The sequence below is a fragment of the Ruegeria sp. SAZD013 genome (genome assembly GCF_059612525.1).
The window spans coordinates 1,019,285-1,045,197 of record NZ_JBXWQT010000020.1 but is presented as its reverse complement, the minus strand read 5'-3'; the positions used below and the strand labels follow the sequence as shown (position 1 = coordinate 1,045,197).

Genomic DNA, 25,913 nt, shown 5'->3' with positions numbered 1-25,913 from the left:
CTCTGCCGTGATGTCGCAACCAGAATCCGGATTGGTATTGTCTGAGTTCTTTTGCATCTTTTCACATTGCGACGTCCAAGATCACTCTGGCAAGGCCGTCGTGACATTCAGGACTGATGACGTGGCTGGTAACCAACGAGGGATCAGTAGGTTGGATGTTGGTTGCAGCGATGCTGGGCAGTTGTTGTCGCCCAGATTTTGGTCGAGTTCACCGCGCTGAACGGCGGCGCTTTATCCGTGATCATTGAAATGCGGTTCTTCGCTGTGGAAGAAATGCCAGGGATGTTCTTTTCGGTTGGCATTTTGGCGTCTGTTCTGATCGGATGGCCAAAGTTGCAATTCGAAGAGAATACTGATGACCAAGACATCCGATCTGGCGAAAACGCACGCTGAGATTCGCCTGCCCACGCGGGAAATTCGCGACGACATCCCCTTTTACACGAAAAAACTGGGGATGAAGATGGACATGATCTATCCCGCTGACGATCCGCGCGTCGCGGTGTTTTCGGGGCATGGCGTGCGGTTGCGCATTGAAAAAGACGCACCGGAAAGCCCTGGTACCTTGCGTATTCTGACGGATAATCCGTCTGATTTCGCGGGTGGTGAACGCGTTCTGGTGGCCCCAAATGGCACCCGGATCGAAATTGAAGAACGAAATCCGCCACTGGTGATGCCAGAGACCGTGCATTCCTTTGTCGTGCGCAGGCTCAAGGATCAGGCCCCTTGGATCATCGGTCGGGCCGGGATGCACTATCGCGATCTGGTGCCGGATCGGCTGGGCGGGTCGATCATCGCCAGTCATATCCGCATTCCCGATGGCGGACCGGTCCCGGACATGGTGCATTTTCACAAGGTCGGGTTTCAGCTGATCTTTTGCATCCATGGCTGGGTGGATGTGGTCTATGAGGATCAGGGCGAGAAAATGCGCCTGACAGCGGGGGACTGCTTTATTCAACCACCGGAAATCCGGCACCGTGTTCTCGAAGCCTCTGATAATGTTCAGGTCATCGAGATTGGAGTGCCGGCTGAGCATGTCACGGAAATCGACCATGACATGATACTTCCCACTCCGCACATCCGCCCGGACCGCGAATGGCAGGGGCAACGTTTTGTCTATAATCAGGCCAAGGGTGCCGAGTGGATGCCCTTCCGTCTTCCGGGTTACATCTGCCGCGACACCACGATTGCCGAGAACACCAAGGGCGTCGCTGGGGTGCAGGTTGTGCGCAAAGGATCGGGTGATCCGGAATGGGCCACCCATGACACCGACATTCACTTTATCTTTGTAATGGACGGAGAGGTCACCCTGGAAGGAGAGGGGCGCGATCCCTACCGGCTGGAGCAAGGGGATGCGTTCGTCATCCCACCTGGGATGCGCACACGGCTGTCCGACCCAACAGACAATATCGAATTGTTGGAAGTCACCTTACCCGGTACCTTCAACACAACGCTGGGCTAAGCGAAAAACACGGGTCGGGGGCTTCAATTTCCCCGCCTTAATACGTTAGCGTGCAAATTTCTGACCAGATGATCAAAAATAGGGAATCGCCATGTCGCTGAAAGACGCTGCCTTGTCTGTCCGGGAAAACGCCTACGCGCCATATTCGAACTTCAAAGTTGGCGCAGCGCTCCGGTCTTCTTCGGGCCAAGTCTTTTCCGGGTGCAACGTCGAAAATGTGGCCTATCCCGAGGGCACCTGCGCGGAAGCAGGTGCAATTGCCGCAATGGTGGCCTCGGGTGAGCAGGAACTGACCGAAGTCTACGTGGTTGCCTCCAGCCCTCAGCCTGTGCCGCCTTGCGGTGGATGCCGTCAGAAGCTGGCCGAGTTTGGCAAGCGCGATGTAAAAGTTACTCTGGCAACCGTCGATGGTGCGGAGTTTGAGACAACCATCGGAGATTTGCTGCCGGGTGCGTTTGACGCGTCGCACATGGAGGATGTCTGAACGCATGGACGCCCGTTCAATCATAGCCAAACTGCGCAGGCATGACGTACCGGGCCGCGACGAGCTGATCTGGTTCGCGCAGGGATTGGCGGACGGCAGCGTCAGCGATGCGCAGGCCGGGGCGTTTGCCATGGCCGTCTGTATGGGCGGGCTGGGCCCTCAGGGGCGTGCGGACTTGACGATTGCGATGCGCGATAGCGGCGATGTTGTCAGTTGGGATGTGGACGGGCCGGTGATCGACAAGCACTCGACCGGTGGGGTCGGGGACTGTGTCAGCCTTGTGCTTGCTCCGGCGCTGGCGGAATGCGGTGCGTTTGTTCCGATGATCTCGGGCCGGGGTTTGGGGCACACGGGTGGAACGCTTGACAAGCTCGAGGCGATTCCGGGTGTCAGCACTCAGATCAGTCAGGACCGACTTGCGCAGATATTGCGCGAAACGGGCGCTGCTATCGTCGGCGCGACGGGCCAGATTGCACCGGCGGACAAGCGGCTTTATGCGGTTCGGGACGTGACGGCGACGGTTGAAAGTCTGGATCTGATCACAGCATCGATCCTGTCCAAAAAGCTGGCGGCCAGCCCGGATGCGTTGGTTCTTGACGTCAAGGTCGGCAGCGGTGCCTTTATGAAAACAATTGAGGATGCCCGTAAGCTGGCCACAGCATTGACCGAGACCGCAAACGCGGCCGGGTGCCGGACTTCGGCGGTGATCACCGACATGAACCAGCCTTTGGCATCGGCGCTGGGCAATGCACTGGAGGTCGCGGAAGTGATGAAGGTTCTGACCGGTCCGGATGCTTCGCCTCTGGTGGATATTTCTGCCGAGTTGGGCGGCGTCCTGTTGGCCGATGCAGGCATGTGCAAATCGGTCGAGGAGGGGCGCGAGCAGATCGCCGAGATTATCCGTGACGGTCGCGCCGCCGAACGGTTTGGTCGCATGTTGGCTGCGGTTGGTGGTCCTGTGAAATTTGTCGATACCTGGACCCGTTTCCTGCCTGAGGCGAGCGTTATTCAGGAGGTTCCTGCCTCCGAAGACGGTTACATCTCCTCCATCAACGGAGAGGCTCTGGGCCTTGCGGTCGTCGCGCTGGGTGGCGGCCGTCAGGTCGAAAGCGATGAGATCGATCCGGCAGTAGGAATATCCAACATCCTCAGGCTGGGGGATCGTGTGTCCAAAGGTTCAGCGATTGCCGTGGTCCACGCTGCGCGGGAAGACGCCGCACGGCGCGCGGCGGAAACTGTGCTAAGCGCGATGACGATCAGCGATACAGCTCCCAAGCGTCCCGATCTGATCCACGAAAGGATCAGCGTATGAGCCGTGCATTCCTTGTGGTTATGGATTCCGTCGGAATAGGCGGGGCACCCGACGCAGATCAGTTTTTCAACGGTGAAGTCCCGGATACCGGGGCAAACACGCTGGCCCATATCGCCCAAGCCTGCGCGGAAGGCCGTGCAGAAGAGGGGCGCACCGGCCCTTTGCACCTGCCCAATCTGGACGCGCTGGGTTTGGGCGCGGCTGTGCGGCTGGCGTCTGGAGAGGCCACTCCGGGCCTCGATGCCGAACCCGCTGGACTATGGGGCTGCGCGCGTGAGCATTCGCCCGGTAAGGACACGCCCTCAGGCCACTGGGAACTGGCGGGCCTGCCGGTGCCCTGGGATTGGCATTACTTTCCGAACACGGTTCCGGCTTTTCCAACGGAACTGAGCCGCGCGGCAGCCGAAGCCGTCGGGACCGAAGGCATTCTTGGCGACTGCCACGCGTCCGGAACAGCGATCATTGCCGAGCTGGGCGCCGAGCATATGCGCACCGGCTGGCCGATCTGCTACACATCCGCTGACAGTGTATTTCAGATCGCGGCTCATGAGGAAAGCTTTGGGCTGGAACGGTTGCTGGACATGTGCCGCGCGCTTGCTCCGCGTTTGCATCAGATGAAAGTCGGGCGTGTCATTGCGCGCCCCTTTGTCGGAACGCCTGAGACGGGGTTTGATCGGACGACCAATCGCAAGGATTTCGCCATTCTGCCCCCGGCACCGGTGCTGACCAATTGGGTGCAGGATGCAGGGCGGCGGGTTCATGCTGTAGGTAAGATCGGCGACATCTTTTCGATGCAGGGGATCAACACGCTGCGCAAAGGGTCGGATGCCCAGCTAATGCAGCACCTGTCTGACCTTGTAGACGAGGCGGAAGAGGGCAGTCTGACCTTCGCCAACTTTGTCGAGTTCGACAGCCTGTACGGACATCGCCGGGACATCAGCGGATATGCGCGTGCGTTGGAATGGTTCGACCGCGAGATCGGAGAAGTCCTTAAGAAGCTTCACCCGGGCGACCTGTTGCTGTTGACTGCCGATCATGGCAATGACCCAAGCTGGACCGGAACAGATCACACCCGTGAACAGGTTCCGGTTCTGATTGCGGGGAAGGGTGCTGGACAGATCGGGCAAGTGGATTTTGCCGATATCGCGGCCAGCATTGCCCATCATCTGAACATTCCGGCGCAAGGGCCGGGAAGGAACTTTTTATGAGCGTCGCAGACCTGCCCAAAATCGAACTGCATCTTCACCACGAAGGCGCGGCACCTCCGGCCTTCATCCGTCAGCTTGCGCATGAAAAACGTGTGGATCTGAGCGGTATCTTCAAACCGGACGGATCTTATGATTTTCGTGATTTCGCGCATTTCCTGAGCGTGTACGAAGCCGCTTGCGAAGTTCTGAAAACGCCCGAAGACTTCCGGCGGCTGACATTGGCCATTCTTGAGGAAAGCGCTGAAAATGGCGTGGTTTATTCCGAGACCTTCCTCAGCCCTGATTTTTGCGGCGGTGGCGACCTGCATGCGTGGCGGGATTATCTGAACGCCATTCAGGATGCGGCAGACGAGGCCGAGCGTAAATTTGGTATCACCTTGCGCGGTGTCGTTACCTGTGTCCGCCATTTTGGCGCCGAACAAGCCAGGCGAAGTGCCCATTGTGCGGCCGAGACCGCCGGATACTGGATCACCGGTTTCGGCATGGGCGGCAACGAATCCATTGGCACGCAGGGCGATTTCAAATGGTCTTTCGATTGTGCCCGCGAAGCCGGGCTGCGCCTGACCACGCATGCGGGTGAGTTTGGCGGTCCTGACAGTGTGCGCGACGCTGTGCGCGATCTGGGGGTTGAGCGTATCGGGCACGGCGTCCGCGCCATCGAAGACCTTGATCTTGTACGTGAACTGGTTGACCGGGATATCACGCTTGAAGTGTGTCCGGGTTCGAATGTGGTTCTGGGCCTTTTCCCAGATTTTGCTGCCCACCCCATCGCGAAACTGCGCGATGCGGGCGTAAAGGTTACGGTTTCCACCGACGATCCTCCGTTTTTTCACACGACCATGCGGCGGGAATATGAGATGTTGAACGCGGCTTTCGGTTGGGAGGCCGGGGATTTTGCGGCATTGAATGAGATGGCCCTGAATGCGGCCTTCTGCGATGAAGACACCCGCGCGCGGGTCAAGAAAAGACTGGAGAACACATGAGCGAACATCTGACCGTCGTCGATCACCCGCTGGTGCAACACAAGCTGACGCTCATGCGGGACAAGGGCACCTCGACCGCCGGGTTCCGGCAGTTGTTGCGCGAAATCACATTGCTGCTGGCCTACGAGGTCACGCGCGACATTCCCTTGACCACGCGCAATATCGAAACGCCGATGGAAGAGATGGACGCCCCCATTCTGGCAGGTAAGAAAATGGCGCTGGTGTCAATCCTGCGCGCCGGAAACGGGATGCTGGATGGGGTGCTTGAACTTGTGCCTTCAGCACGCGTCGGTTTCGTGGGGCTGTATCGCGACGAAGAAACGCTGAAACCCGTACAGTATTATTTCAAGGCCCCCGAAAGCCTGAAGGACCGTTTGGTCATTGCGGTGGATCCAATGCTGGCCACCGGCAACAGCTCGGCCGCGGCCATTGACCTACTGAAAGAGGCCGGGGCGACGGATATTCGCTTTCTGTGCCTGTTGGCGGCACCCGAAGGTGTCGCGCGGATGAAAGAAGCGCACCCTGACGTGCGTATCGTCACAGCAGCGCTGGACCGCGAGTTGAACTCGAAAGGCTACATCATGCCCGGTCTGGGGGATGCCGGTGACCGGATGTTCGGAACCAAGTAACCCGGTTTATTCGCCGCAAATATTCTGTAGCCGGACCCAGTCGCGGTCCGGCAGCACCTGTTCCAGCGCCCTTCCCGCCATTGGATCCGCTTCGATCAGGCCAAGAACGGTTTCGCCGGTCACATCACGGGCATAGGCGTAGGGGGTTGAGGGAAGCGCGCTTTGCGAGAACATCGCCAGCAAATCGTCATCAGAAATGGCCGGGCGGGGCTGTGACAGGACCTGCTCGGTATATTTGTCGATAATCTCGGACGTCAGTCCGCCGGTTGTCAGCAGTCTAAAGGCAGAGGTTGCGCCGGTTCTGTCCAGCAAGTCATCCAGCGGGTCTTTGTGCGCGGTCCGCGCCCGTTCAGCAATCACATAGCCCGCTGCGACCGCAGGGTCTTCGTTATCCTCTACCAAAGCACGGCTTAGCAGGACTGTGCCGCCAGGCAGGCTGAGGCTGTCCTGAACGCCTGCGGGCAGAATGATGATCTGCCGTACGCCGGTGCGCCGGGCCAATTGTTCCAGTGAATCCCGAGCATCCCGCGACGTACAGGCCCGGCCCGAGACGCGCTCGATCCGATGCAAGATCATATCGCCGATTTCTTGCCGTTTAACTTGGGGCACGACCGAGACAACATGGTTTTGCAGCGCACCGGGCAGCCAGAACAGCAACAGCGCCAGCACAGCGGCCACGACGCCTCCGACACTCAGCCAGCGCAAACGCCCCGGGTGGGGGCGGGACCGATCTATAGCGCGCTGCAATCGGTCGATCGCTTCAAGCATCGTGGTTTCGGATTCGGCCAGCTCAAGCGTTTCATCCGGATCACCGTCCGGGTTGAATATGGCCGGAAAGGAACCGGGGTTCTGGCGTTCAAGTGCTGCCAGCGACCAGTGGGTCAGTGCCCTGTCATTGAAATCGGAAATGGTCAGGGTGGCTTCGCCGATAGACACCACAACCTCGCGCCGCTGTTCATCGGGCGAGGGGCGCCACAGACCGGTGGCTTCGATCCGCTGGTACTGTTTCAGGGCCGTCATCTGGGTGGGTCTGCTCGAATTTGTTTTGCCGCAGCTTAGCATGGTGAAATCGCAGGGCGCAAACCTGTTGCGCAGTCATTGCGAATTGTGCTGGATACCCGAAAGGATCGAGACTGTCGGCCCACGATCACAATCAGGACACGACTTCATGCAGGCGCATTCCTCATCTTCTGCTGTGCTGGCTTCGGCCCTGATGGTCAGTGCCATGGCAATTATCGGCGTCATCGACAATGTTGTGATCCTTTTGGCCGAAACCGTCGGGCTGTGGCAGTTCCATCTGACCCGTGCACTGTTGATGCTGCCGCTGATAGTTGGCCTGTCGTTTCTGGGGCTGGGCGGGTTGAGGCCCGTGCGGTGGGGTCCCGTCATTTTGCGCAGCGTTCTGATTACCACGGCAATGCTGTTCTATTTTGCATCCCTTGCCATGATGCCTATTGCACAGGCGCTGGCAGGGTTGTTCACCTCACCGATTTTTGTGCTGTTGATCTCCGCTCTGGTGCTCAGGCAACCAATAGGGCCGTGGCGCATACTGGCAGTACTGATTGGATTTACTGGCATCCTTCTGGTGCTTCAGCCAAACCCCGGCGATTTTGACCTGCGCACGTTGGTGCCCGTGGCGGCCGGGTTTTTCTATGCCCTCAGTTCGATCCTCACACGTACACATTGTTCTCAGGAAAGCACTGTGGCCATGCTGGCCGTCATGGTCATTACGCTGGGTTTGGCCGGTGCGATGGGGCTCACGTTTCTGACAATCTCGCCGGTCGTTACGGCAGACGGTGCCGAGGGGTTTGTTACGCGTGGATGGGTCTGGGATATGGGGCCTGCCATACCGTGGCTGGTTACTCAGGCTATCGGTTCTACAATCGCGGTTTTCATGCTGATCAAGGCGTATCAGGTGGGCGAGCCGTCTTATGTGGCGGTGTTCGAGTATTCTGTCATGATTTTCGGCCCGCTTTTCGCTTTTGTGGCCTTTGGACAAACCATTGGCGTCTTTCAGATTTCGGGCATCCTTATGATTGCGTCAGCGGGTCTGTTGCTGGGGTGGCGCGCCAGCCGATCATCTGACCAGCAAAAAGTTGCCTGACGCGATTGGGTCGTATGTACGTCTAAGCCAGACCGTTTTGTTATTTCCGTATCCAGTGAAACGCCGTGGATTCGGAGGATCGACAAATGGCATTCGTTTCAGAAATGGCAAAAATGCTCGGTGAGCTTTCTGGAGTGTTCACGAAAACCCTCGGTAATTACGCGGAATTGGTCAAAAATGGGCGCAAATATGTCTGAAATGTGACGGGCAGAATTTTTGGTGTTAGCTCATTGGCATAACCGTTTTGTGCCAAAAGGGGGTAAGGCACGTGTCCGAAGTAACAAGTATTTCTGTTTATCTGGATCAGCTGCCAGAAGTTGATCGAACCAACAAAAAACAGGCGGTAAATGCGCGCCGTGGCGGGTTTTTGCACGGCACCAAGATCGCCACGACTGCAGGGTGGAAGCCGGTCGAACGGATCGCGGTAGGTGATCTGGTTCGAACCCTCGATCATGGGTTTAAAGAGGTTCGGCGCATCTCAATAAGCGTTGTGGTCATTCCGGCCGATGAGCGCCGGGTCGAGTACCTGCCGATCCTCGTGCCTGCCCACGCCGCATATAACGGGCGAGCTGTCTGGTTGATGCCCGAACAGGGCATGGCGCTGAACCTGTCCCGGATCAACGCCAAGGCCGATGGACCTTCGGTGTTGCCCGCGCGTTTGCTGAACGGAGCCGGTCGCCTGACGTCACAGGCACCGGGGTCGTCTTTTGAAGTGTTTTCCTTGTTCTTTGATGATGATCAGGTGATCTTTGTCGAAGGCGGATTGCAGGCCTATTGCCCGTCCGGTCGCTTCAACATGCGCGGCGCAACTACGGGAACACGGTATGAAGTCGCGACCGAAGAGGTTGCCTCCGACCTGATCCATTCGCTTATAAGCAGAGGCGATATGTCGGCTCTTGCTAACCCATTGGGTGCGCTGCCTGCACCCATTCCCCAGGAACCGATATTTCCGATCCGCCCGCCATTTGGGGTCAGGCGACCGGGTCGACCGGGACGCCCAAGCGCGCCGGTTCTGTTCCTGCGGCCCGAATGGCAGATCTAACCAAACACTGACAAGAACGATGCGGGCGCATGATGACATGCGCCCGCGTCATTGGATTAAGCGGCTTTTGCTTCGGGGTTGAAGCGACCGTAGAAGCTCTGACCTTTTTCTGCCATCTCGCGCAGCAGCGGCGGGCAGGCAAAGCGTTCGCCGTATGTCTCGGCCAATTGATCACAACGCTCGGCCGCATAGGGCGTGCCGATGATGTCCAGCCAGCTGAACGGACCACCCGACCACGGGGCAAACCCCCAGCCCAGAATTGCACCGACATCGCCCTCGCGGATGTCTTCCAGAACACCTTCTTCCAGTGCGCGGACCGCTTCCAGAACCTGAGCAAACATCAGACGTTCCTGCACTTCGATCAGGTCAGGCTGGTCATCGGCAAGCGGATACTTCTCTTGCAGGCCCTTCCAGTATTCGACGCGCTTGCCCTTTTCGTCATAGTCGAAGAAACCCGCGTTCGCCTTGCGACCCAGACGGCCCTGTTCCTCCATCCAGAAGATCAAATCGTCCGAGGGGCTTTCCGGATAGGCATCGCCCATCGCCGCCTTTGTCGCGCGGGCGATCTTGGCACCCAGATCAATCGAGGTTTCGTCGGTCAACTGGATCGGACCGACCGGGAAACCCAACTGCCGCGCGGCGTTGTCGATCAAAATGGGGCTGACGCCTTCAGTGACCATGCGCGCGCCTTCGTTGATATATGGAATGATGCAGCGGTTTGCGTAGAAGAAACGCGCATCGTTGACCACGATCGGGGTCTTGCGGATCTGGCGCACATAGTCCAGCGCCTTGGCCACCGCACGATCCCCGGTTTCCTTGCCCTTGATAATCTCGACCAGGAACATCTTCTCGACCGGTGAGAAGAAGTGGATGCCGATGAACTGGTCTGCCCGCACCGAGGCTTTGGCCAGATCGCTGATCGGCAGGGTCGAGGTGTTCGATGCAAAGATGCAGTCCTCGGGGATAATCGCCTCGACCTTCTTGGTCATCTCAGCCTTGACGCCCATGTCTTCAAAGACGGCTTCGATAATCAGGTCACACCCTTTCAGGTTGTCCAGATCCGGCGTCGCGGTGATGCGACCCAGCATGGCCTCTTTTTTCTCAGCCGTGACCTTGCCGCGCTTCATGCCTTTGTCGAGATAGGTATCGGTATAGGCTTTGCCTTTGTCCGCAGCCTCCTGGTCGCGGTCGATCAGAACCACTTCCATACCGGCCTGCGCCGAAACCAGGGCGATACCAGCCCCCATCATGCCCGCGCCCAGAACACCGATCTTCTTGACCGACTGATCCGGGACACCGGCGGGGCGCACGGCGCCTTTTTCCAGCGCTTCCTTGTTCAGGAACAGCGACCGGATCATCGCACCTGACGAAGGGTTCATCAGCACGGACGTGAACCAGCGCGCTTCGATTTTCAGCGCGGTGTCGAAATCCACCAGAGCGCCTTCGTAAACCGCGCTCAGCAGAGCCTTGGCTGCCGGGAAAGCCCCTTGGGTCTTGCCGTTCACCATCGCCGACGCGCCAACGAAGTTCATGAAGCCTGCAGGATGATAGGGGGCGCCACCGGGCATCTTATAACCCTTCGCGTCCCATGGCTTGACCAGATCGGCGTCCTTGGCGTTCAGCACCCATTCCTTGGCTGCTGCCATTGGATCGGCTGCAATCTCGTCGATATAGCCTGCGCCCTTGGCTTTCTTGACGTCCAGCATCTTGCCTTCCAGCAACAGCGGAGCCGCGGCAATGGCGCCAACTTTGCGGACCATGCGGGTGGTGCCGCCCGCACCGGGGAAGATGCCGACCATGATCTCGGGCAGGCCGTACTTCGCCTTTGGGTTTTCAGCCGCAAAGATACGATGGGTGGACAGCGGCAGTTCCATACCGATGCCCGCAGCGGTCCCCGGCAGAACTGTAGCAATCGGCTTGCCACCTTTCTTGTTCTTGGGGTCCATGCCAGCCAGTTCGATCTTGCGCAACAGGGCGTGCATTTTCATCGTTCCCTCGAACAGACCCTTGGCCGGATTGTCGCCCGCCTGTTCTTTCATCACCGCCAGCAGGTTCAGATCCATGCCGCCCGCAAATGACCCTTCCTTGCCCGAAGTAACGATGATGCCTTTCACCTCATCGTCGGCCAGCGCCTGATCGATGCAATCGCTCAATTCTGCTAGCCCATCAAAGGACATCACGTTCATGGTCTTCCCGGGCACGTCCCAGGTGATCGTGGCGACGCCGTCTGCGTCTTTGCTCAGAGTGAAATCAGTCATTGTCATCTCCAATCTGGTCAGCCGTCAGCGGGCTGCCATCCTTGCGGGTGAAGGAGAATCCGTTCTCATCAACCTTCACCATCATGTCCATGTCGCTGTAATAGCCGGTCTCGGTCGGGGTCCGTGTGCCCACCACCAGAAAGGTCATGGGCGCATCGGTTTTGTTGACAAGGTGATGGCCATTGGCCTCACCAGCGGGCCAGGCGGCGCAATCGCCGGGCAGCATCTCGTGCTCGCCATCATCATCGACCAGCGTGCACGAGCCGGTGAGGATGATGGCAAACTCGTCCTGCTTCATGTGGTAATGGCGCAGCGAGGACAGGCCCTGCGGTTCCAGCCGCACGATGTTGACCCCGTATTGGGTCAGCCCGCCTGCATCGCCCACCCGCTGCGCGAAGCGACCTGCGGTCGCTTCGGCCAGCTTGCCGGGATAGGCCGAGCCGCCCTGAAACGGGATCTGAGAAAGATCCAGCTTGGGCATCAGACGCGCTCGATAATGGTTGCCGCACCCATGCCGGATGCAATGCAAAGCGTGGCAAGACCGGTTTCCTTGTCCTGACGCTCAAGCTCATCCAGCAGCGTACCGATGATCATCGCACCCGTGGCACCCAGCGGGTGACCCATCGCGATCGAACCGCCGTTGACGTTGACCAGTGCAGGGTCGACATCAAATGCCTGCTGGAAACGCAGCACGACCGAGGCAAAGGCCTCGTTCACTTCAAACAGGTCCAGATCGCTGATCTTCATGCCATTGTCGGCCAAAATCTTCTCGGTCACCGGAACCGGACCAGTCAGCATGATGGTCGGATCTGTGCCGATCTTGGCGGTCGCTTTGATGCGGGCACGCGGCTTGAGGCCGTATTTCTCGCCAAATTCCTTGTTGCCGATCAGAACAGCAGCGGCTCCGTCGACGATGCCCGAGCTGTTGCCGGCATGGTGGATGTGGTTCACGCGCTCAAGATGCGGGTATTTCAACATGGCCACCTTGTCGAAGCCCGGCATCTGTTCGCCCATCATCTGGAAGGACGGGTTCAGTGCGCCGAGGCTCTGCATATCGGTACTGGGGCGCATGTATTCGTCGCGGTCCAGAATGGTCAGCCCGTTCTGATCCTTGACGGTGATCACGGATTTTTCAAACCGGTTGTCGGCCCATGCTTCCGCAGCACGCCTTTGCGATTCAACCGCCAGCGCATCCGCGTCATCACGGGTAAACCCATATTCGGTCGCGATGATGTCGGCCGAGATGCCCTGAGGTACGAAATAGGTCTCCATCGCCAGCGAGGGGTCAACAGCGATTGCTGCACCGTCGCTGCCCATGGCCACGCGACCCATCATCTCGACACCGCCTGCAATATAGGCATCGCCCGCGCCACCTTTCACCTGGTTAGCGGCCAAGTTCACGGCTTCCATGCCCGAGGCGCAGAAACGGTTGATCGCCAGACCTGGGATCGACTGGTCGAGGTCGGACGCCAGAACGGCCGAGCGCGCCAGACAGCCGCCTTGCTCCATCACTTGCGTGACGTTTCCCCAGATCACGTCTTCGACGGCGTGGCCTTCCAGGTTGTTGCGCTCTTTCATCGCGTTCAGGGTCAGGGCGGACAGGCGCACCGAGGTTACCTCGTGCAGGCTGCCATCCTTGCGGCCCTTGCCGCGCGGCGTGCGCAGGGCGTCATAGATATAGGCTTCGGTCATGGGTCTTCTCCTCAAGCTCGATCCGACGGGTTGCCGGGCATCAGGTCATAGGGGTGTTTCCAGCCGGGCTGTTCGGACAAGCGGGTCAGCCAGGCGTCGATATGGGGCCAGTCGGCACGGTCAAAACCGAATGGTTCAGGGTAATACAGATAGCCGCAGCAGCTAAGGTCGGCGTTGGTCACGCCGTCGCCGACGATCCAGTCGCGGCCTTCCAGATGCGCGTTCAGGATCTCATAAGCTGCTTTCAAACGTCCTTTATTGAATGCAATGACGTCAGGGTTGCGGTGCTGCTCGGGTAGGAAATTGATCAGGAACCGCGTCAAACCAGCCATTGAGCTGAGTTTGTGATTGTCCCACAAAACCCAACGCAGAATATCGTAGTTTTCTTCCCGGTCCTTGCCACCGAACTTGCCGGATTTCTCTGTGACATAGGCCTGAATCGCGCCGGATTGGCTGGTGCGAAAATCTCCATCGACAAGAACAGGTGCCTCACCCAACTCGTTTACATCAGCACGATATTCCGGCGTGCGGGTTACACCTTTGAAGAAATCGACAAAGACCGGTTCCCACTCCAATCCGGACATTTCCAGAGCCAAAGCAGCTTTGTAGCTGTTTCCACTTTCTCCGAAGCAATGAAGTTTGATGGTCATGTGCTCGCCCCTCCCAAGGCGCATTTGGCTAGGCCGGATTTGAGTATTTTTGAAAAGCTGAAGGGCAGTAGGTAACCTTTCATCAACCATCTTCGTATTCAGTGGTCGTGCAGTACAGGCTGGAGAGCCGATGACCGCAAAAGGTGAAGTCGTTCCTGTCCTGATGGCGAGTGCGCCCGGTGGCAGGGACGCATCGCCGCTTCATCTTTTCACAAATACTCCCGCCGGAGGCGTCCGGCATTCAAATTAAAGGCGCCGTTGAGTTTTCTCCGCAGCAGTTCACCTCTTCCGTGCCTCAAGTTCGGAATTGAAGATGCGTAGGCGGTGGGTCAGGTTCTCCTCATCAATCACGCTGTTGAAATTCTCGAACAAGAAAGACAGCGCCTCGCCTTCGTCCAGACCAGCATCCCGCGCGAACGCTTTGAGTTTGCGATACCCATCTTCAGTCATCGCAACCGGAAAGCGGCGGGTCAGGCGAAAACGTTTTGGCATTTGGTCTCCTCCGGTAAGCTGGGTCCGGGCGGTGTTGCCCGGACCCAGACTGAGTTCAGAAGTTCGCCGCGTCTAGTGCCATTACCGTGTCCGCACCGGTCTGAATGCGCGCAAGATGCATCGCTGTCGCTGGCAGGCGGCGCGCCATGTAGAAGCGACCGGTGTTGATCTTGGTCTCGTAGAACTCTTTGTCCGACGCATTACTGTCCAGAGCGTTCTGCGCGGCCTTGGCCATCTGCGCCCACATCAGACCCAGGCAAACATGGCCGAACATGTGCATGAAGTCATAGGACCCGGACAGTGCGTTATTCGGGTTCTTCATGCCTTCCTGCATGAAATACATGCCTGCGGCCTGAAGATCCTTGGACGCGGCCTTCAGCGGTTCGATGAAGGCTTTATCGTAAGCTTCGTCCTTGCCGCCGTTTTCTTTGCAGAAGCTTTTGACCATCTCGAAGAAGGCCATGACGTGTTTGCCGCCATCCTGCGCCAGTTTGCGACCCACAAGGTCAAGCGCCTGAACGCCATTTGCGCCTTCGTAGATCATCGCGATGCGGGCGTCGCGGGTGTATTGTGACATACCCCATTCTTCGATGTAGCCATGGCCACCATAGACCTGCTGCGCCTGAACGGTCATGTCGTAACCTTCGTCGGTCAGGAAGCCTTTGATGACCGGAGTCAGCAACGAGATCAGCCCGTCTGCATCCTTGTCTCCCGCGCGGTGCGCCTTGTCGATCATTGTCGCGCCCCAAAGGATGAACGCGCGTGCGCCTTCGGTAAAGCTTTTCTGATCCATCAGGTTGCGACGGATGTCAGGATGCACGATCAGAGGATCGGCCGGACCATCCGGATTTTTGACACCGGTCACATCGCGACCCTGCAAACGGTCTTTGGCGTATTCCAGAGCGTTCTGATAGGCCGCTTCGGCTTGCGACAGGCCCTGCATGCCCACACCCAGACGCGCTTCGTTCATCATGGTGAACATGGCGCGCATGCCCTTGTGCTCTTCGCCCAGCAGCCAGCCGGTGGCTTCGTCATAGTTCATGACGCAGGTCGAGTTGCCGTGGATGCCCATTTTCTCTTCGATCTTTCCGACCGATACGCCGTTGCGTTCGCCCAGGCTGCCGTCTTCGTTCACAATGAATTTGGGCACAATAAACAGCGACACGCCTTTGATGCCCTCGGGGCCACCTGGGATCTTGGCCAGCACCAGGTGGATGATGTTGTTTGCCATGTCGTGGTCGCCGGCCGAGATAAAGATCTTCTGGCCGGAAATCTTATAGCTGCCATCACCCTGCGGTTCTGCCTTGGTACGCATCAGGCCCAGATCGGTGCCACAATGCGGTTCGGTCAGGTTCATGGTGCCGGTCCATTCACAGCTGACCATGTTGGGCAGGTATTTGTTCTTCTGCTCGTCTGTCCCGTGCGCCAGAATGGCCGAGGCTGCGCCATGGGTCAGGCCCTGATACATGGTGAAAGCCTGGTTGGAGCCCGAGAACATCTCTCCTACGGCTGTGCCGATCACGTAGGGCATGTTCTGGCCACCATACTCTTCCGGCATGTCGAGGCCAGTCCAGCCACCTTCCTTCATCTGCTCGAACGCGTCTTTGAACCCGGTAGGTGTGTACACAATGCCGTTTTCCAACCGGCACCCTTCGGTGTCACCAACAACGTTCAAAGGATGCAGGACGTTGGCGGCAACCTTGCCTGCTTCTTCCAGAACTGCGCCGGTGAATTCGGCCTCCAGTTCATCATAGCCGGGGATGTCCGACTGCGAGACTTTCAGAACATCGTGCAGAATGAACTGCATGTCTTTGGTTGGCGCGTTGTAAACGGGCATGTGAAGCTCCCTTAATTCATATGTCCGGAAAGCAGGGCGAGGTTACTCGGCCGCCTTCTTTTCCTGTTTCATTGAGGCGATGACTTTCTCGCCCCAGCGCAACTGCTCTTTCAGATCGTCGATGGCCTGCGTCAGCTCTTCGCGGCGCGATTCCATGTCAGCCAGACGTTCGCACGCGATTTCATAAGTGCGATTCATCTGGGTGACCTGTTGATCGCCCACATGGTAGAGATCCAGCAACTGTCGAATTTCCTCGAGGCTGAACCCAAATCTTTTTCCGCGCAGGATCAGCTTCAGCCGCGCCCGGTCACGTTTGGTGAACAGACGTTTTTGGCCTTCGCGGATCGGGAACAGTAGTTCCTTTGCCTCATAGAACCGCAAGGTGCGTGGTGTGACATCATAGGTCTCGCACATCTCGCGAATGGTCATCACATCTTCGGTCATTCGTCATACTCTCGTCACTGGCGTCATGAGACATGAGTTGCGCAGTTGGTGGGTGCTTTACAACATGTGAGTGACGTTTACGTAATCCAGACGCTGCGTCACTTTTTAGTTGACGTAACATCCGTGCACGTAAGCGGTTTCCGACGTAATTTTGTTACCGTCGCGTCAACTGATTTCCGGCATGAACAAACGGGTGCGGGGAAGGGGATGCGCACCGGCTTTGACAGGTTCTGCCACCTGCAATGCTTGGCTATGAAATATCGGAAAAGGTTATTCCAGCGACTTGGCCGTTTGGTCGCGCAGGCTTTTGAGTTCGTCCATTGCTTCATCCAGCTGCTGTCGCTGCTGCTGAAGCTCACTCATCTGGCGGTCCGCCATTTCGACAAAGGTGGCCATCTGGGCCTCGTTTCCCTGATCTTCATAGATCAGTAGCCATTGGCGAATCTCTTCTAGAGGAAAACCAAACTTTCGGCCGCGCATGATAAGTTTCATCCGCGCGCATTCCCGGGCCCCATAAAAGCGCGAACGCCCTTCGCGGTCCGGTTGCAAAAGCTCGATATATTCGTAGTAGCGCAGGGTGCGCGGTGTCACGTCGAACTTGGCGCACATTTCTTTGAATGACAAACGGTTGTTGGACATTCCCGGTCTCCTCGTCAGCAACCTAGGCGGTCCCGATCCCAAGCGCAACAGGCAGGCTTGCTCTTTTCCGGAACACCGGCTCATAAAGGCGGTGCAGAGAACAGGACGCATACCCATGGTCGATAAGACAGTTTTAGCCCGCCAGTTTATCGAGGCGATCCCCCATGCGCGGGCATTGAACCTTACGCTCACGCAGATCGGCGAAGGTGAGGCTGAGATAACCTTGCCCTACAACGAAGACCTGATCGGGGATCCGCGTACAGGGGTGATTCATGGGGGGGCGATATCCACGATCCTGGACACCTGTTGTGGTGCTGCGGTGATGAGCCACCCGTCGGCCCCCGGAGGAACCGCAACAATCGATCTGCGGATAGACTATATGCGCGCGGCGACGCCAGGTCAGACGATTACTGCGCATGCCGTCTGTCATCATATCACGCGAAACGTTGCCTTCGTGCGGGCCACCGCAATGGACAACGACACGGATCTGCCTGTGGCGACTGCCTCGGGCTCTTTTACGGTTGAAGGGAAGTAATATGCCAAGACCTCGTCCCGAGCCGATGCAGGTGGTCAAGCAGCGCCGCGATGCAGCCCTACGCGCGCTTGTTGACGGCGTACCGTATATCCGTTTTCTGAACATCAGTTTCGACAGGCGCGGGGATGAGCTGACCGGCGTTTTGAATTTCGATGACAAGCTGATCGGCAATCCGTTTCTGCCTGCAATTCATGGCGGCGTAACCGCTGCCTTTTTGGAGGTGACAGCCGTTATCACTCTGAGCTGGGAACACATATTCCCAAGTATAGAAAACGGTGAGATCGATGCAGATGCCATCGTGTCAGACGAAAGCATCCGGTTTCCGAAGACGATCGACTTTACCGTTGACTATCTGCGTTCCGGCTTGCCGCGAGACGCCTATGCGAGGGCGTTTATCAGCCGGTCCGGGCGGCGTTACGCCTCGGTACGGGTTGAAGCCTGGCAGGACAATCATGCGAAACTGTTTGCGCAGGCCTCCGGGCATTTCTTGATGCCGCAACCTGCCAGAGACAAGAGCTGACCATGCAGGACGCCTCGGCGCCCATCACGCATGGACGGGTGCTGAAGATCGCGGTGCCGATTGTCCTGTCGAACGCCACGGTCCCGATTCTGGGGGCAGTGGATACCGGCGTTGTCGGTCAGTTAGGGCAGGCTGCGCCTATCGGGGCGGTCGGGATCGGCGCAGTTATCCTGTCAACGATCTACTGGATCTTCGGCTTCTTGCGGATGGGAACCACCGGGATGGCGGCGCAGGCACGCGGGGCAGGCGACGCTGTTGAAACCCGCGCTTTGCTGATGCGTGGTCTGATGCTTGGCGGCGCGGCCGGGTTGTTCTTTATCCTCACCCAAGTGGCTGTGTTCGCGGGTGCGTTCGCTTTATCTCCGGCAAGTCCCGAGGTCGAAACGCTGGCCCACGCCTATCTTGAGATTCGAATTTGGGGCGCGCCTGCCACTATCGCGCTTTATGCGGTTACCGGATGGTTGATTGCGGTTGAACGCACGCGCGGGGTTTTTGTTCTTCAGGTCTGGATGAACGGATTGAACATCGTTCTGGATCTATGGTTCGTGCTTGGTCTCGGCTGGGGTGTCGAAGGGGTTGCCATTGCCACTTTGATTGCGGAATGGACAGGTCTGGCGCTGGGCCTTTGGCTGTGTCGGGATGGGTTCGAAGACGGAACCTGGCGTGACTGGGCCCGCATATTTGATGCCGTTCGGCTGCAACGGATGTTGCAGGTCAACGGCGATATCATGATCCGGTCGGTTTTGCTAACCGGATCCTTCACGACCTTTCTTTTCGTCGGTTCCGATCTGGGTGATGTCAATCTGGCGGCCAATCAGGTCTTGCTTCAGTTTCTAGAAATCACAGCTTTTGCGCTGGACGGGTTTGCCTTTTCCGCCGAGGCGCTAGTCGGAAGCGCGGTGGGTGCCAGAGACAGGTATCAGGTGCGCCGCGCGTCTGTCATGACATCGCAATGGGGTGTTGGCGGTGCCCTGTTACTGGGTGTGGTTTTCTTTGTCGCCGGACCGGCGTTGATCGACCTCATGTCAACATCGCCGCAGGTGCGCGAGGCCGGGCGCGAGTTTCTTATCTGGGCCGCGTTGGCACCCGTTATAGGCGTGGCAAGCTGGATGTTTGACGGCATCTACATAGGTGCTACATGGACCCGCGCCATGCGTAGCGCGATGTTCCAATCGGTCGCTATCTATCTGGTTGCGCTGTTCATTCTGGTGCCAAGTTTCGAAAACCACGGCCTGTGGGCCGCGTTGATGGTGCTTAATATAGCACGTGGCGTGACTTTGGGATGGCGCTATCCCAAGCTCGAGGCGCAGGTGGCCTAGAGCAGCGCAAGAAGGTTTTCCGGCGGACGCCCTATGGCGGCCTTATCCCCCGCAATTGCAAGCGGACGCTCAATCAGGATCGGGTTTTCAGCCATGGCCCGGATCAGGGCGTCGTCTGGCGAAGCCTTTGTCAGCCCCAGTTCCTTGAACCGAGATTCTCCGGTACGAATCATCTCAACGGGCGAAAGCCCCAAGGCGGATTGTGCCGCTCGCAGCTCATCGATTGATGGTGCATCCTCAAGATATTTGCGCACCGTGACCCGTGCGCCATTCTCTTCCAGTAATGCAAGACCCGCGCGGGATTTTGAACAGCGCGGGTTGTGCCAATATTCGATCATAGCCAGTCCTCTCGTTTGCTGCCGACGGCTTGGGCTACATTCTCAAAGCCGTCGCGGGCCAGTAGTTCATCCAGCCCGTTCGCAATGTCCGCCGCCAGAGAAATGCCGCCATACACCATCGCCGTATAGAACTGCACAGCAGATGCCCCGGCGCAGATCTTGGCATAGGCCTGTTCTGCATTGCTGATGCCACCGACGCCGATCAGGGGAATGTCACCCCCGGTCAACTGGCTGAGCCGCGCCAGAACACGTGTTGATTTCTCGAACAGCGGTGCGCCGGACAGCCCGCCGGTTTCACCTTTGTGCGAACTGCGCAGCCCGTCGCGTGACAGGGTGGTGTTGGTGGCGATCACGGCATCCACACGGGTCTCTCGCGCAACCTCGGCAATGTTCTGCAACTCGGCATCGGTCAGGTCCGGCGCGATTTTCAGGAAGATGGGCAGCGGGCGAGGCAGCGCATCCCGGGTTTCAATCACACCGTTCAAAAGTGCGCTCAGCGCTGCTTTGCCCTGCAAATCCCGCAGCTTTTCCGTATTCGGGGATGACACGTTGACCGTGGCAAAATCCAGATGCGCGGCACAATGCGCCAGCACCTTGACGAAATCACCTGCGCGATCCTCGCTGTCCTTGTTGGCGCCCAGATTCAGGCCGATCACCCCATTCTTGGGGCGATCAGCAAGCCGTTTTGCCATCACCTCCATGCCTTCGTTGTTGAAGCCAAAACGGTTGATCGCCGCTTTGTCCTCGGTCAGGCGAAACAGGCGGGGTTTGGGGTTTCCCGGTTGGGGGCGCGGTGTGACGGCACCGACTTCGATGAAGCCGAATCCTGCGCGTGACAGCGGCGTCAGAACCTCACCGTTCTTGTCGAAGCCCGCGGCCAATCCTACCGGGTTAGGCAGGTCCAAACCTGCAAGGCTGGTTTTCAGGCGCGGCGTTGCCACCGGCCCCGGCGCAGGCGCAAGCCCCGCCTTCAAAGCCCTGATCGACATTCCGTGGGCGGTCTCGGGGTCCATGCAATGCAGGGCCGCAAGCCCGAACTTCTCGGTCAGTTTCATCCAAACGCTTTCCCGCTTTTGCTTGATCCGCACCGGATCAGGCGCGAGGTTTCTACCGCAGCCTGCCGATGGACCACCGCTGCCCGGTACACCGGGTCAGTCACCATTTCCAGAAACGCATATGCAGTCGGATAGCGTGCGATAAAGACGGCATCCCATACCTCATCAGCCGGTCCGATCAGAGTCGTTTCAAATACACCCCGCCACAGGATGCTTGCCCCGATACGGCCAATGATTGCGGCGGTTTCAGTCCCGTATTTCTGATAGGCCTGCGCCCCGGTCAGCCCTGCGCCGGCCAATTCATGCGAACTGGGATACTGCGCCTCGGCGCGGAACTTCACTAGATTGAGCATCTCGATCGGCTGGTCGCGGTCCAGGGCCTTGAACGCCTCGAACTGGGCGCGATCCGGATCGACATAGGATGTCATGCCATGTCCTCGGGAAACCGATGTGCCGTACCGACAAAAGGCAGCGGACGCGCCCAGACAACATCGCTTAACCTGATCTGACGATACAGATGCGGAAACAGGGCGTTTCCTCGCGACACTTCCCATTTCAGGTCATCGCCCATGGCGTCGGCATCACATGCCAACAGTGTAAGCCCTTCAACGCCGGCAAAATGCTTGGCGGCGGTTTCAGCCGCTTGTTCAGCGGTGGAAAAGTGAACAAACCCGTCTGACACGTCAATGGGTGCTCCGTCTGTGGCGCCCAGACTTTGCAGTTCAGCCCATTCGTCGGTTCGGAAAATCTTGTAGATCAGCATGATGACCTGATGCCCCGCACGGCGCTTGGAATCAAGCTGGATTTCTCCTTTGACTCTCAGTCGACATAAGCGCACGATCCCCGGCAATAATAATAGGGAGTTCCAAGATGTTGACCCGATTTTTAACTTCGGTTGCGGTGGTGGGCCTGACTGCGGGCGTCGCAGCAGCCGACTACAAGCTGACAATTCTGCACACCAACGATTTCCATTCGCGCTTTGAGCCGATCAACAAATACGACAGCGGATGCGGTGCGGAAGACAATGCGGAAGGTAAGTGCTTTGGCGGCTCGGCGCGCCTTGTTACGGCAGTTGCCGATGCGCGCGAGCGCGCAGAAAACTCGATTCTGGTGGATGGAGGTGACCAGTTCCAGGGGTCCCTTTTCTATACCTACTACAAGGGCAAGGTCGCGGCCGAGTTCATGAACAAGCTGGGCTATAACGCCATGACCGTTGGCAACCACGAGTTTGATGACGGCCCCGAAGTGTTGCGGGGGTTCATCGACTCGGTCGACTTCCCGGTCCTGATGTCCAACGCTGATATTCGCGACGAAGAGCTTTTGACGGACAGGATCAAGAAATCGACTGTTATCGAGGTGGGCGGCGAAAAGATCGGCCTGATCGGTCTGACCCCAATCGACACGGATGAGCTTGCCTCGCCCGGCCCCAACGTCACGTTCTCGGACCCGGTGCCAGCCGTGCAGGCCGAAGTCGATAAACTGACGGGTGAGGGCGTTAACAAGATCATCGTTCTCAGCCACTCCGGCTATGGCGTCGATCAGCGCGTCGCGCAAGAAACGACCGGCGTTGATGTGATCGTCGGCGGACATTCAAATACGTATCTTTCGAATGTGTCGGATAAGGCGGCAGGTCCGTACCCAACGGTGGTAAACGGCGTACAGATCGTTCAGGCCTATGCCTATGGCAAGTTTCTGGGCGAGTTGAACGTCACTTTCGATGACGACGGCAAAGTGGTCGAGGCAGTTGGCGAGCCTTTGATCATGGACAACGCAGTAACCGAGGATCAGGCCGCGCTGGACAGGATTGCGGAACTGGCGGTGCCTTTGGATGAAATCCGTAACAAGGTCGTTGCAAGCGCTGCGGAAGCTGTTGAAGGGGATCGCTCTATTTGCCGTGTGCAGGAATGCCAGATGGGCAACCTGGTCGCCGATGCGATGCTGGCGCGCGTGGCGGATCAGGGCGTTCAGATCGCCATTGCCAACTCGGGTGGGTTGCGGGCGTCCATCGACCCTGGCGATGTAACCATGGGCGAAGTTCTGGCTGTACTACCTTTCCAGAACACATTGTCGACCTTCGAAATCAGCGGACAGGGTGTCATTGACGCGCTGGAGAATGGCGTTAGTCAGGTGGAAGAAGTGAAAGGTCGTTTCCCGCAGGTCGCTGGTCTTAGCTTTACCTGGGACCCAAGCGTTGCACCGAACGAAGGACGCGTCAGCGAGGTGATGGTTGCCGACGGTGACGGTTTTATACCGATCGACCCGAACAAGACTTACCTTGTCGTCACCAACAACTTTGTTCGCAACGGCGGTGACGGGTACAAGATGTTCGAAGGCGACGACAAGAACGCCTATGACTTCGGCCCGGACCTTGCGGATGTAACCGCAGAATACCTGGCGGAAAATGCGCCCTATCAGCCCTATGTCGACGGGCGTATCAAGCAGAAATAACTGGGTTTACGACAAAGAAAAAAGCCGCATCCTCGTGATGCGGCTTTTTGGGGAACCGATCAGCTGAAAGCGTATTCCGGCCAGAGTTCGGGGTCGATCCCGTCGAGCATCGGCTTGATATGCTCGACAACCCCGCGCCAACCTCCGATAGACTTGGTCGAGATCTTGCTGCGCACCTGATCAATGCTGGCCGTGCGCACCTGTTTCGTGTTCTTTTCAGGGTGCATCATCGTTTCGTTCCACTCCAAATCGCAGAACGCGGCGACCTGCTGGCTGTAAGTTTTCGGGTCTGCCACCAGTTCTTCGTAAGGCACCGTCAGAATACGATTGCCGAACACGGCATCCCAATGTGCCATGTAGCGACGATACATATTTGCCGAATGGGCGATGGCCTGCATATTCGAGGCATAGCGCATTCCACCGGCAGGAAAACACCTGATCCATTTGGACAATCCAACATCACGCGGATCGCGCAGCATATTAATAATCTTTGCCTTTGGGAAGGCAGACAGCAGGAAGCCGATACGTTGATAATTGTGCGGCATCTTGTCGACAAAGGCGACAGAGTCGCCTGGAATTGGCGGCATCAATTCGAGGAATTCCCGCGCGAGTTCAGACGCTTTGGCAACGTCGTACTTCATGCTTTTTTTCTCATATTCACGCGACAGGTCGGCCCCCAAAGTCAGTTCACCGCAACCGGATATTCCGGGGGCTGAACTCAACATCATTTCCATCAATGTCGTGCCCGAGCGGGGCTGACCCAGTACAAAGATTGGTGTTGGCCCCTCGGCAAAGCCGGACTCTGGTGCATCTGAATCGACGGGGAACAAGCTGGTGATCCGGAACAGTTTTTCCTCTTCATCGGCCGAGACATAAGGGTTGCCTTGGTGCTGAATATCATTGGCCCGCGCGTAATACGGCATGGCGGCATTCAAACCGTCTAACTTTGAAATCAAATGCGCCTTGGCGAACTGGAGTTCCAGCTTATCATCTCCCTTTTCGGAGATGGCTTTATTTACGGCTTCCAGCAGCTCCGGAGCTTCCTCTGTAGTTGCCATTGCCGATAATTGCAGCAAAGCCGACATATGCTCGGGTTCGTTTTGAAGAATGCGCCTCAGTATTGCTTTGGACTCGTTCTTTTCGCCGGTTTGGTGAAGGTCTACAGATTTTATAAGGGCAATTTTTGTGTTCTCGGGGTCCAGCTCGTAGGCGCGGGCGACATCCCGCGAGTTTTCATCGTCAAAGCCGATATTGGCGTAAGCTCTGGCACGTTTAGCAAGAAGGTCCACATTGTCTGGATCGCTCTCCAGCTTCCTGCTCGCATGTTCGATCATCATGCGCCAGTTGGTGCCTTTGAGGTGAATTTCATCCAGCACGCGGTTCAATTCCTGGTTGTTGGGGAATTGCTCCAGCTTTTGTTCGGTATATTCCAGAGCCTTGGGAATTTGCCCGGTCTGCATCAATGCATTCGCCAGGTTTTCGACAAACTGCAGGTCGTCCGGTTTCATCCGCGAGGCTTCAACAAAATGCGGAATTGATTTCTTGTATTGCTTCATCTCGGTCAAGACAAAGCCGGCGATGGCATGATAATCCGAGTCTTTTGGGAATTTCTTGACACCCAACTGGGCCTTTTTCAAAGCTTGCGGCAGCTTGCCTGCTTCCAGAAGGGCCAGTGCTTTGCTCTTAAGGGATTGCGTTGTCTGGTTTTCCATGTGACCCCGTGAAATCCTGTGCCTGTATCAAGAATGTATCGGTGGTTCATTACCCATGTGCGGACGGTTTGCAATAACTCTTCCCAACGACGCAATGGCGCAGCTGTTTTCGGCTCGCCCGGCAAACGCTCTGCCTGCGGTGCCGAATTTCAATGTTTGTCCGACAAATCAGGTACATGTCGTGCGTAGTGGCGAAACAGGGCGCCATCTGGACGCGCTGCGGTGGGGATTCCTGCCGCATTGGTACAAGACCGAAACAGCGGGGCCGTTGCTGATCAACGCCCGGGCCGAGACCCTGGCGGACAAGCCCGCCTTTCGCGATGCTTGCCGGACACGCCGCTGTCTGATCATAGCGACCGGGTTCTATGAATGGACAAAAACGAAACAGGGAACGCGCCTGCCCTGGTATATCCACCGTCAGGACAAAGCTCCGATTGCTTTTGCCGGGGTCTGGCAGGACTGGGGTCCTGAAGGTGAACGGCAGGGCACCTGTGCAATCGTGACGACGGCTGCCAACAAAAGGCTTGAGGTCATTCATCAGCGAATGCCCTTGATCGTAGAACCCGAAGACTGGCCATTGTGGTTGGGTGAAGCCGGAAAAGGGGCCGCGCGGCTGATGCAGCCGGGGCACGAGGATGTGCTGACCTTCCACCGGGTCAGTCCTGTGGTGAACTCGAACCGGGCCAGCGGGCCAGAGCTGATCGAACCTTATGACGCGTGACCTTTTCTTTAGAAACGCAGCAAGCTAAACCT

The 25,913-nt window shown here is 57.6% G+C and carries 28 protein-coding genes; 14 read left to right on the top strand and 14 right to left on the bottom strand.

Features of this window, described 5'->3' with window-relative positions; translation table 11 throughout:
* The first annotated feature begins 162 nt into the window (after positions 1-162).
* The 7 genes from AC2FLU_RS11465 (at position 163) to upp (ending at position 6,075) form a co-directional block, all read left to right on the top strand.
* Entirely contained in the window at positions 163-393 is a 231-nt protein-coding gene (locus tag AC2FLU_RS11465) for a hypothetical protein (protein WP_480517703.1), read from the top strand.
* Positions 356-1,459 carry a cupin domain-containing protein gene (locus tag AC2FLU_RS11460; protein ID WP_496808632.1) on the top strand — a complete coding sequence of 368 codons (1,104 nt, stop codon included), beginning with the start codon at positions 356-358 and terminating at the stop codon, positions 1,457-1,459. The genes AC2FLU_RS11465 and AC2FLU_RS11460 overlap by 38 nt, the downstream gene beginning before the upstream one ends.
* A 91-nt stretch (positions 1,460-1,550) precedes the next feature.
* On the top strand, positions 1,551-1,943 hold the full coding sequence (locus AC2FLU_RS11455) for a cytidine deaminase (protein ID WP_480517699.1): 393 nt from the start codon (positions 1,551-1,553) through the stop codon (positions 1,941-1,943).
* Between the two features lie 4 nt (positions 1,944-1,947).
* On the top strand, positions 1,948-3,255 hold the full coding sequence (locus tag AC2FLU_RS11450; protein ID WP_496808633.1) for a thymidine phosphorylase: 1,308 nt from the start codon (positions 1,948-1,950) through the stop codon (positions 3,253-3,255).
* Positions 3,252-4,463 carry a phosphopentomutase gene (locus AC2FLU_RS11445; protein WP_496808634.1) on the top strand — a complete coding sequence of 404 codons (1,212 nt, stop codon included), beginning with the start codon at positions 3,252-3,254 and terminating at the stop codon, positions 4,461-4,463. The genes AC2FLU_RS11450 and AC2FLU_RS11445 overlap by 4 nt, the downstream gene beginning before the upstream one ends.
* Positions 4,460-5,446 carry an adenosine deaminase gene (locus tag AC2FLU_RS11440; RefSeq protein WP_496715684.1) on the top strand — a complete coding sequence of 329 codons (987 nt, stop codon included), beginning with the start codon at positions 4,460-4,462 and terminating at the stop codon, positions 5,444-5,446. Before AC2FLU_RS11445 ends, AC2FLU_RS11440 begins: the two co-directional genes overlap by 4 nt.
* Positions 5,443-6,075 carry a uracil phosphoribosyltransferase gene (gene upp, locus AC2FLU_RS11435; protein ID WP_480473547.1) on the top strand — a complete coding sequence of 211 codons (633 nt, stop codon included), beginning with the start codon at positions 5,443-5,445 and terminating at the stop codon, positions 6,073-6,075. The genes AC2FLU_RS11440 and upp overlap by 4 nt, the downstream gene beginning before the upstream one ends.
* Positions 6,076-6,081: 6 nt before the next feature.
* Here the strand turns inward: upp and AC2FLU_RS11430 are convergent, their stop codons facing one another.
* Complete coding sequence (locus tag AC2FLU_RS11430) at positions 6,082-7,095, bottom strand: hypothetical protein (protein ID WP_496808635.1); 1,014 nt, start codon at positions 7,093-7,095, stop codon at positions 6,082-6,084.
* Positions 7,096-7,243: 148 nt separating this feature from the next.
* Between AC2FLU_RS11430 and AC2FLU_RS11425 the strand changes: the two genes are divergently transcribed.
* Positions 7,244-8,179 carry a DMT family transporter gene (locus AC2FLU_RS11425; protein ID WP_480473545.1) on the top strand — a complete coding sequence of 312 codons (936 nt, stop codon included), beginning with the start codon at positions 7,244-7,246 and terminating at the stop codon, positions 8,177-8,179.
* Positions 8,180-8,447: 268 nt separating this feature from the next.
* The gene (locus tag AC2FLU_RS11420; protein ID WP_496715687.1) at positions 8,448-9,221 is read left to right on the top strand and encodes a Hint domain-containing protein; all 774 of its coding nucleotides are present in this window, start codon (positions 8,448-8,450) and stop codon (positions 9,219-9,221) included.
* Positions 9,222-9,277: 56 nt separating this feature from the next.
* Here the strand turns inward: AC2FLU_RS11420 and AC2FLU_RS11415 are convergent, their stop codons facing one another.
* From AC2FLU_RS11415 to AC2FLU_RS11380, 8 genes are all read right to left on the bottom strand, one after another.
* Positions 9,278-11,479: a 3-hydroxyacyl-CoA dehydrogenase NAD-binding domain-containing protein gene (locus tag AC2FLU_RS11415; protein ID WP_480625054.1), complete on the bottom strand. Its 2,202-nt coding sequence runs from the start codon at positions 11,477-11,479 to the stop codon at positions 9,278-9,280.
* Entirely contained in the window at positions 11,472-11,960 is a 489-nt protein-coding gene (locus AC2FLU_RS11410; RefSeq protein ID WP_496808637.1) for a cupin domain-containing protein, read from the bottom strand. Before AC2FLU_RS11410 ends, AC2FLU_RS11415 begins: the two co-directional genes overlap by 8 nt.
* Positions 11,960-13,171 carry an acetyl-CoA C-acetyltransferase gene (locus AC2FLU_RS11405; RefSeq protein WP_480553868.1) on the bottom strand — a complete coding sequence of 404 codons (1,212 nt, stop codon included), beginning with the start codon at positions 13,169-13,171 and terminating at the stop codon, positions 11,960-11,962. The genes AC2FLU_RS11410 and AC2FLU_RS11405 overlap by 1 nt, the downstream gene beginning before the upstream one ends.
* A gap of 11 nt (positions 13,172-13,182) precedes the next feature.
* Complete coding sequence (locus AC2FLU_RS11400) at positions 13,183-13,821, bottom strand: glutathione S-transferase family protein (protein ID WP_480603068.1); 639 nt, start codon at positions 13,819-13,821, stop codon at positions 13,183-13,185.
* 279 nt (positions 13,822-14,100) lie between these two features.
* Positions 14,101-14,313 (bottom strand): hypothetical protein, encoded by a 213-nt coding sequence (locus AC2FLU_RS11395; protein ID WP_209503252.1) that lies wholly within the window; start codon positions 14,311-14,313, stop codon positions 14,101-14,103.
* 55 nt (positions 14,314-14,368) lie between these two features.
* Positions 14,369-16,150: an acyl-CoA dehydrogenase C-terminal domain-containing protein gene (locus tag AC2FLU_RS11390; protein WP_480517685.1), complete on the bottom strand. Its 1,782-nt coding sequence runs from the start codon at positions 16,148-16,150 to the stop codon at positions 14,369-14,371.
* 42 nt (positions 16,151-16,192) lie between these two features.
* Positions 16,193-16,594, bottom strand: a complete 402-nt coding sequence (locus AC2FLU_RS11385; protein WP_209503256.1) for a MerR family transcriptional regulator — start codon at positions 16,592-16,594, stop codon at positions 16,193-16,195.
* Positions 16,595-16,864: 270 nt separating this feature from the next.
* A complete protein-coding gene (locus AC2FLU_RS11380; RefSeq protein WP_480553865.1) occupies positions 16,865-17,233 on the bottom strand; it encodes a MerR family transcriptional regulator in 369 nt (122 codons plus the stop codon).
* 115 nt (positions 17,234-17,348) lie between these two features.
* Here AC2FLU_RS11380 and AC2FLU_RS11375 point away from each other — a divergent pair, with 115 nt between their 5' ends.
* The 3 genes from AC2FLU_RS11375 to AC2FLU_RS11365 are packed head-to-tail and all read left to right on the top strand — an operon-like array spanning position 17,349 to position 19,607.
* Positions 17,349-17,768: a PaaI family thioesterase gene (locus tag AC2FLU_RS11375; RefSeq protein WP_480473537.1), complete on the top strand. Its 420-nt coding sequence runs from the start codon at positions 17,349-17,351 to the stop codon at positions 17,766-17,768.
* Position 17,769: 1 nt separating this feature from the next.
* On the top strand, positions 17,770-18,288 hold the full coding sequence (locus tag AC2FLU_RS11370) for a PaaI family thioesterase (protein WP_480473536.1): 519 nt from the start codon (positions 17,770-17,772) through the stop codon (positions 18,286-18,288).
* Positions 18,289-18,290: 2 nt separating this feature from the next.
* Positions 18,291-19,607, top strand: a complete 1,317-nt coding sequence (locus tag AC2FLU_RS11365) for an MATE family efflux transporter (protein ID WP_480553864.1) — start codon at positions 18,291-18,293, stop codon at positions 19,605-19,607.
* On the opposite strand, the gene arsC is transcribed toward AC2FLU_RS11365, so the two are convergent.
* Genes arsC through AC2FLU_RS11345 form a run of 4 tightly spaced genes read right to left on the bottom strand, consistent with a single transcriptional unit; the run spans position 19,604 to position 21,763 of the window.
* Positions 19,604-19,945: an arsenate reductase (glutaredoxin) gene (gene arsC / locus AC2FLU_RS11360; RefSeq protein ID WP_480473534.1), complete on the bottom strand. Its 342-nt coding sequence runs from the start codon at positions 19,943-19,945 to the stop codon at positions 19,604-19,606. The two genes, AC2FLU_RS11365 and arsC, sit on opposite strands and share 4 nt — an antisense overlap.
* Positions 19,942-21,000, bottom strand: a complete 1,059-nt coding sequence (locus AC2FLU_RS11355; RefSeq protein WP_496715691.1) for a quinone-dependent dihydroorotate dehydrogenase — start codon at positions 20,998-21,000, stop codon at positions 19,942-19,944. Before AC2FLU_RS11355 ends, arsC begins: the two co-directional genes overlap by 4 nt.
* Complete coding sequence (locus AC2FLU_RS11350; protein ID WP_480492875.1) at positions 20,997-21,428, bottom strand: DUF1330 domain-containing protein; 432 nt, start codon at positions 21,426-21,428, stop codon at positions 20,997-20,999. Before AC2FLU_RS11350 ends, AC2FLU_RS11355 begins: the two co-directional genes overlap by 4 nt.
* Positions 21,425-21,763 (bottom strand): DUF952 domain-containing protein, encoded by a 339-nt coding sequence (locus AC2FLU_RS11345; RefSeq protein ID WP_480473530.1) that lies wholly within the window; start codon positions 21,761-21,763, stop codon positions 21,425-21,427. The genes AC2FLU_RS11350 and AC2FLU_RS11345 overlap by 4 nt, the downstream gene beginning before the upstream one ends.
* 107 nt (positions 21,764-21,870) lie before the next feature.
* Here AC2FLU_RS11345 and AC2FLU_RS11340 point away from each other — a divergent pair, with 107 nt between their 5' ends.
* On the top strand, positions 21,871-23,448 hold the full coding sequence (locus AC2FLU_RS11340; protein ID WP_480517669.1) for a bifunctional metallophosphatase/5'-nucleotidase: 1,578 nt from the start codon (positions 21,871-21,873) through the stop codon (positions 23,446-23,448).
* 59 nt (positions 23,449-23,507) lie between these two features.
* Here the strand turns inward: AC2FLU_RS11340 and AC2FLU_RS11335 are convergent, their stop codons facing one another.
* Entirely contained in the window at positions 23,508-25,070 is a 1,563-nt protein-coding gene (locus AC2FLU_RS11335) for a tetratricopeptide repeat-containing sulfotransferase family protein (protein ID WP_496811981.1), read from the bottom strand.
* 145 nt (positions 25,071-25,215) lie between these two features.
* Here AC2FLU_RS11335 and AC2FLU_RS11330 point away from each other — a divergent pair, with 145 nt between their 5' ends.
* Positions 25,216-25,881: an SOS response-associated peptidase gene (locus AC2FLU_RS11330; RefSeq protein ID WP_496715694.1), complete on the top strand. Its 666-nt coding sequence runs from the start codon at positions 25,216-25,218 to the stop codon at positions 25,879-25,881.
* Positions 25,882-25,913: the final 32 nt, after the last annotated feature.

Coding starts and splice junctions, on each gene's coding strand:
- AC2FLU_RS11370 (WP_480473536.1), top strand. CDS start 17,770: ATGCCAAGACCTCGTCCCGAGCCGATGCAGGTGGTCAAGCAGCGCCGC.
- AC2FLU_RS11455 (WP_480517699.1), top strand. CDS start 1,551: ATGTCGCTGAAAGACGCTGCCTTGTCTGTCCGGGAAAACGCCTACGCG.
- AC2FLU_RS11440 (WP_496715684.1), top strand. CDS start 4,460: ATGAGCGTCGCAGACCTGCCCAAAATCGAACTGCATCTTCACCACGAA.
- AC2FLU_RS11450 (WP_496808633.1), top strand. CDS start 1,948: ATGGACGCCCGTTCAATCATAGCCAAACTGCGCAGGCATGACGTACCG.
- AC2FLU_RS11415 (WP_480625054.1), bottom strand. CDS start 11,479: ATGACTGATTTCACTCTGAGCAAAGACGCAGACGGCGTCGCCACGATC.
- AC2FLU_RS11385 (WP_209503256.1), bottom strand. CDS start 16,594: ATGACCGAAGATGTGATGACCATTCGCGAGATGTGCGAGACCTATGAT.
- AC2FLU_RS11365 (WP_480553864.1), top strand. CDS start 18,291: ATGCAGGACGCCTCGGCGCCCATCACGCATGGACGGGTGCTGAAGATC.
- AC2FLU_RS11405 (WP_480553868.1), bottom strand. CDS start 13,171: ATGACCGAAGCCTATATCTATGACGCCCTGCGCACGCCGCGCGGCAAG.
- AC2FLU_RS11425 (WP_480473545.1), top strand. CDS start 7,244: ATGCAGGCGCATTCCTCATCTTCTGCTGTGCTGGCTTCGGCCCTGATG.
- upp (WP_480473547.1), top strand. CDS start 5,443: ATGAGCGAACATCTGACCGTCGTCGATCACCCGCTGGTGCAACACAAG.
- AC2FLU_RS11375 (WP_480473537.1), top strand. CDS start 17,349: ATGGTCGATAAGACAGTTTTAGCCCGCCAGTTTATCGAGGCGATCCCC.
- AC2FLU_RS11350 (WP_480492875.1), bottom strand. CDS start 21,428: ATGACATCCTATGTCGATCCGGATCGCGCCCAGTTCGAGGCGTTCAAG.
- AC2FLU_RS11330 (WP_496715694.1), top strand. CDS start 25,216: ATGTGCGGACGGTTTGCAATAACTCTTCCCAACGACGCAATGGCGCAG.
- AC2FLU_RS11380 (WP_480553865.1), bottom strand. CDS start 17,233: ATGTCCAACAACCGTTTGTCATTCAAAGAAATGTGCGCCAAGTTCGAC.
- AC2FLU_RS11445 (WP_496808634.1), top strand. CDS start 3,252: ATGAGCCGTGCATTCCTTGTGGTTATGGATTCCGTCGGAATAGGCGGG.
- AC2FLU_RS11355 (WP_496715691.1), bottom strand. CDS start 21,000: ATGAAACTGACCGAGAAGTTCGGGCTTGCGGCCCTGCATTGCATGGAC.
- AC2FLU_RS11400 (WP_480603068.1), bottom strand. CDS start 13,821: ATGACCATCAAACTTCATTGCTTCGGAGAAAGTGGAAACAGCTACAAA.
- AC2FLU_RS11340 (WP_480517669.1), top strand. CDS start 21,871: ATGTTGACCCGATTTTTAACTTCGGTTGCGGTGGTGGGCCTGACTGCG.
- AC2FLU_RS11410 (WP_496808637.1), bottom strand. CDS start 11,960: ATGCCCAAGCTGGATCTTTCTCAGATCCCGTTTCAGGGCGGCTCGGCC.
- arsC (WP_480473534.1), bottom strand. CDS start 19,945: ATGATCGAATATTGGCACAACCCGCGCTGTTCAAAATCCCGCGCGGGT.
- AC2FLU_RS11430 (WP_496808635.1), bottom strand. CDS start 7,095: ATGACGGCCCTGAAACAGTACCAGCGGATCGAAGCCACCGGTCTGTGG.
- AC2FLU_RS11345 (WP_480473530.1), bottom strand. CDS start 21,763: ATGCTGATCTACAAGATTTTCCGAACCGACGAATGGGCTGAACTGCAA.
- AC2FLU_RS11390 (WP_480517685.1), bottom strand. CDS start 16,150: ATGCCCGTTTACAACGCGCCAACCAAAGACATGCAGTTCATTCTGCAC.
- AC2FLU_RS11395 (WP_209503252.1), bottom strand. CDS start 14,313: ATGCCAAAACGTTTTCGCCTGACCCGCCGCTTTCCGGTTGCGATGACT.
- AC2FLU_RS11460 (WP_496808632.1), top strand. CDS start 356: ATGACCAAGACATCCGATCTGGCGAAAACGCACGCTGAGATTCGCCTG.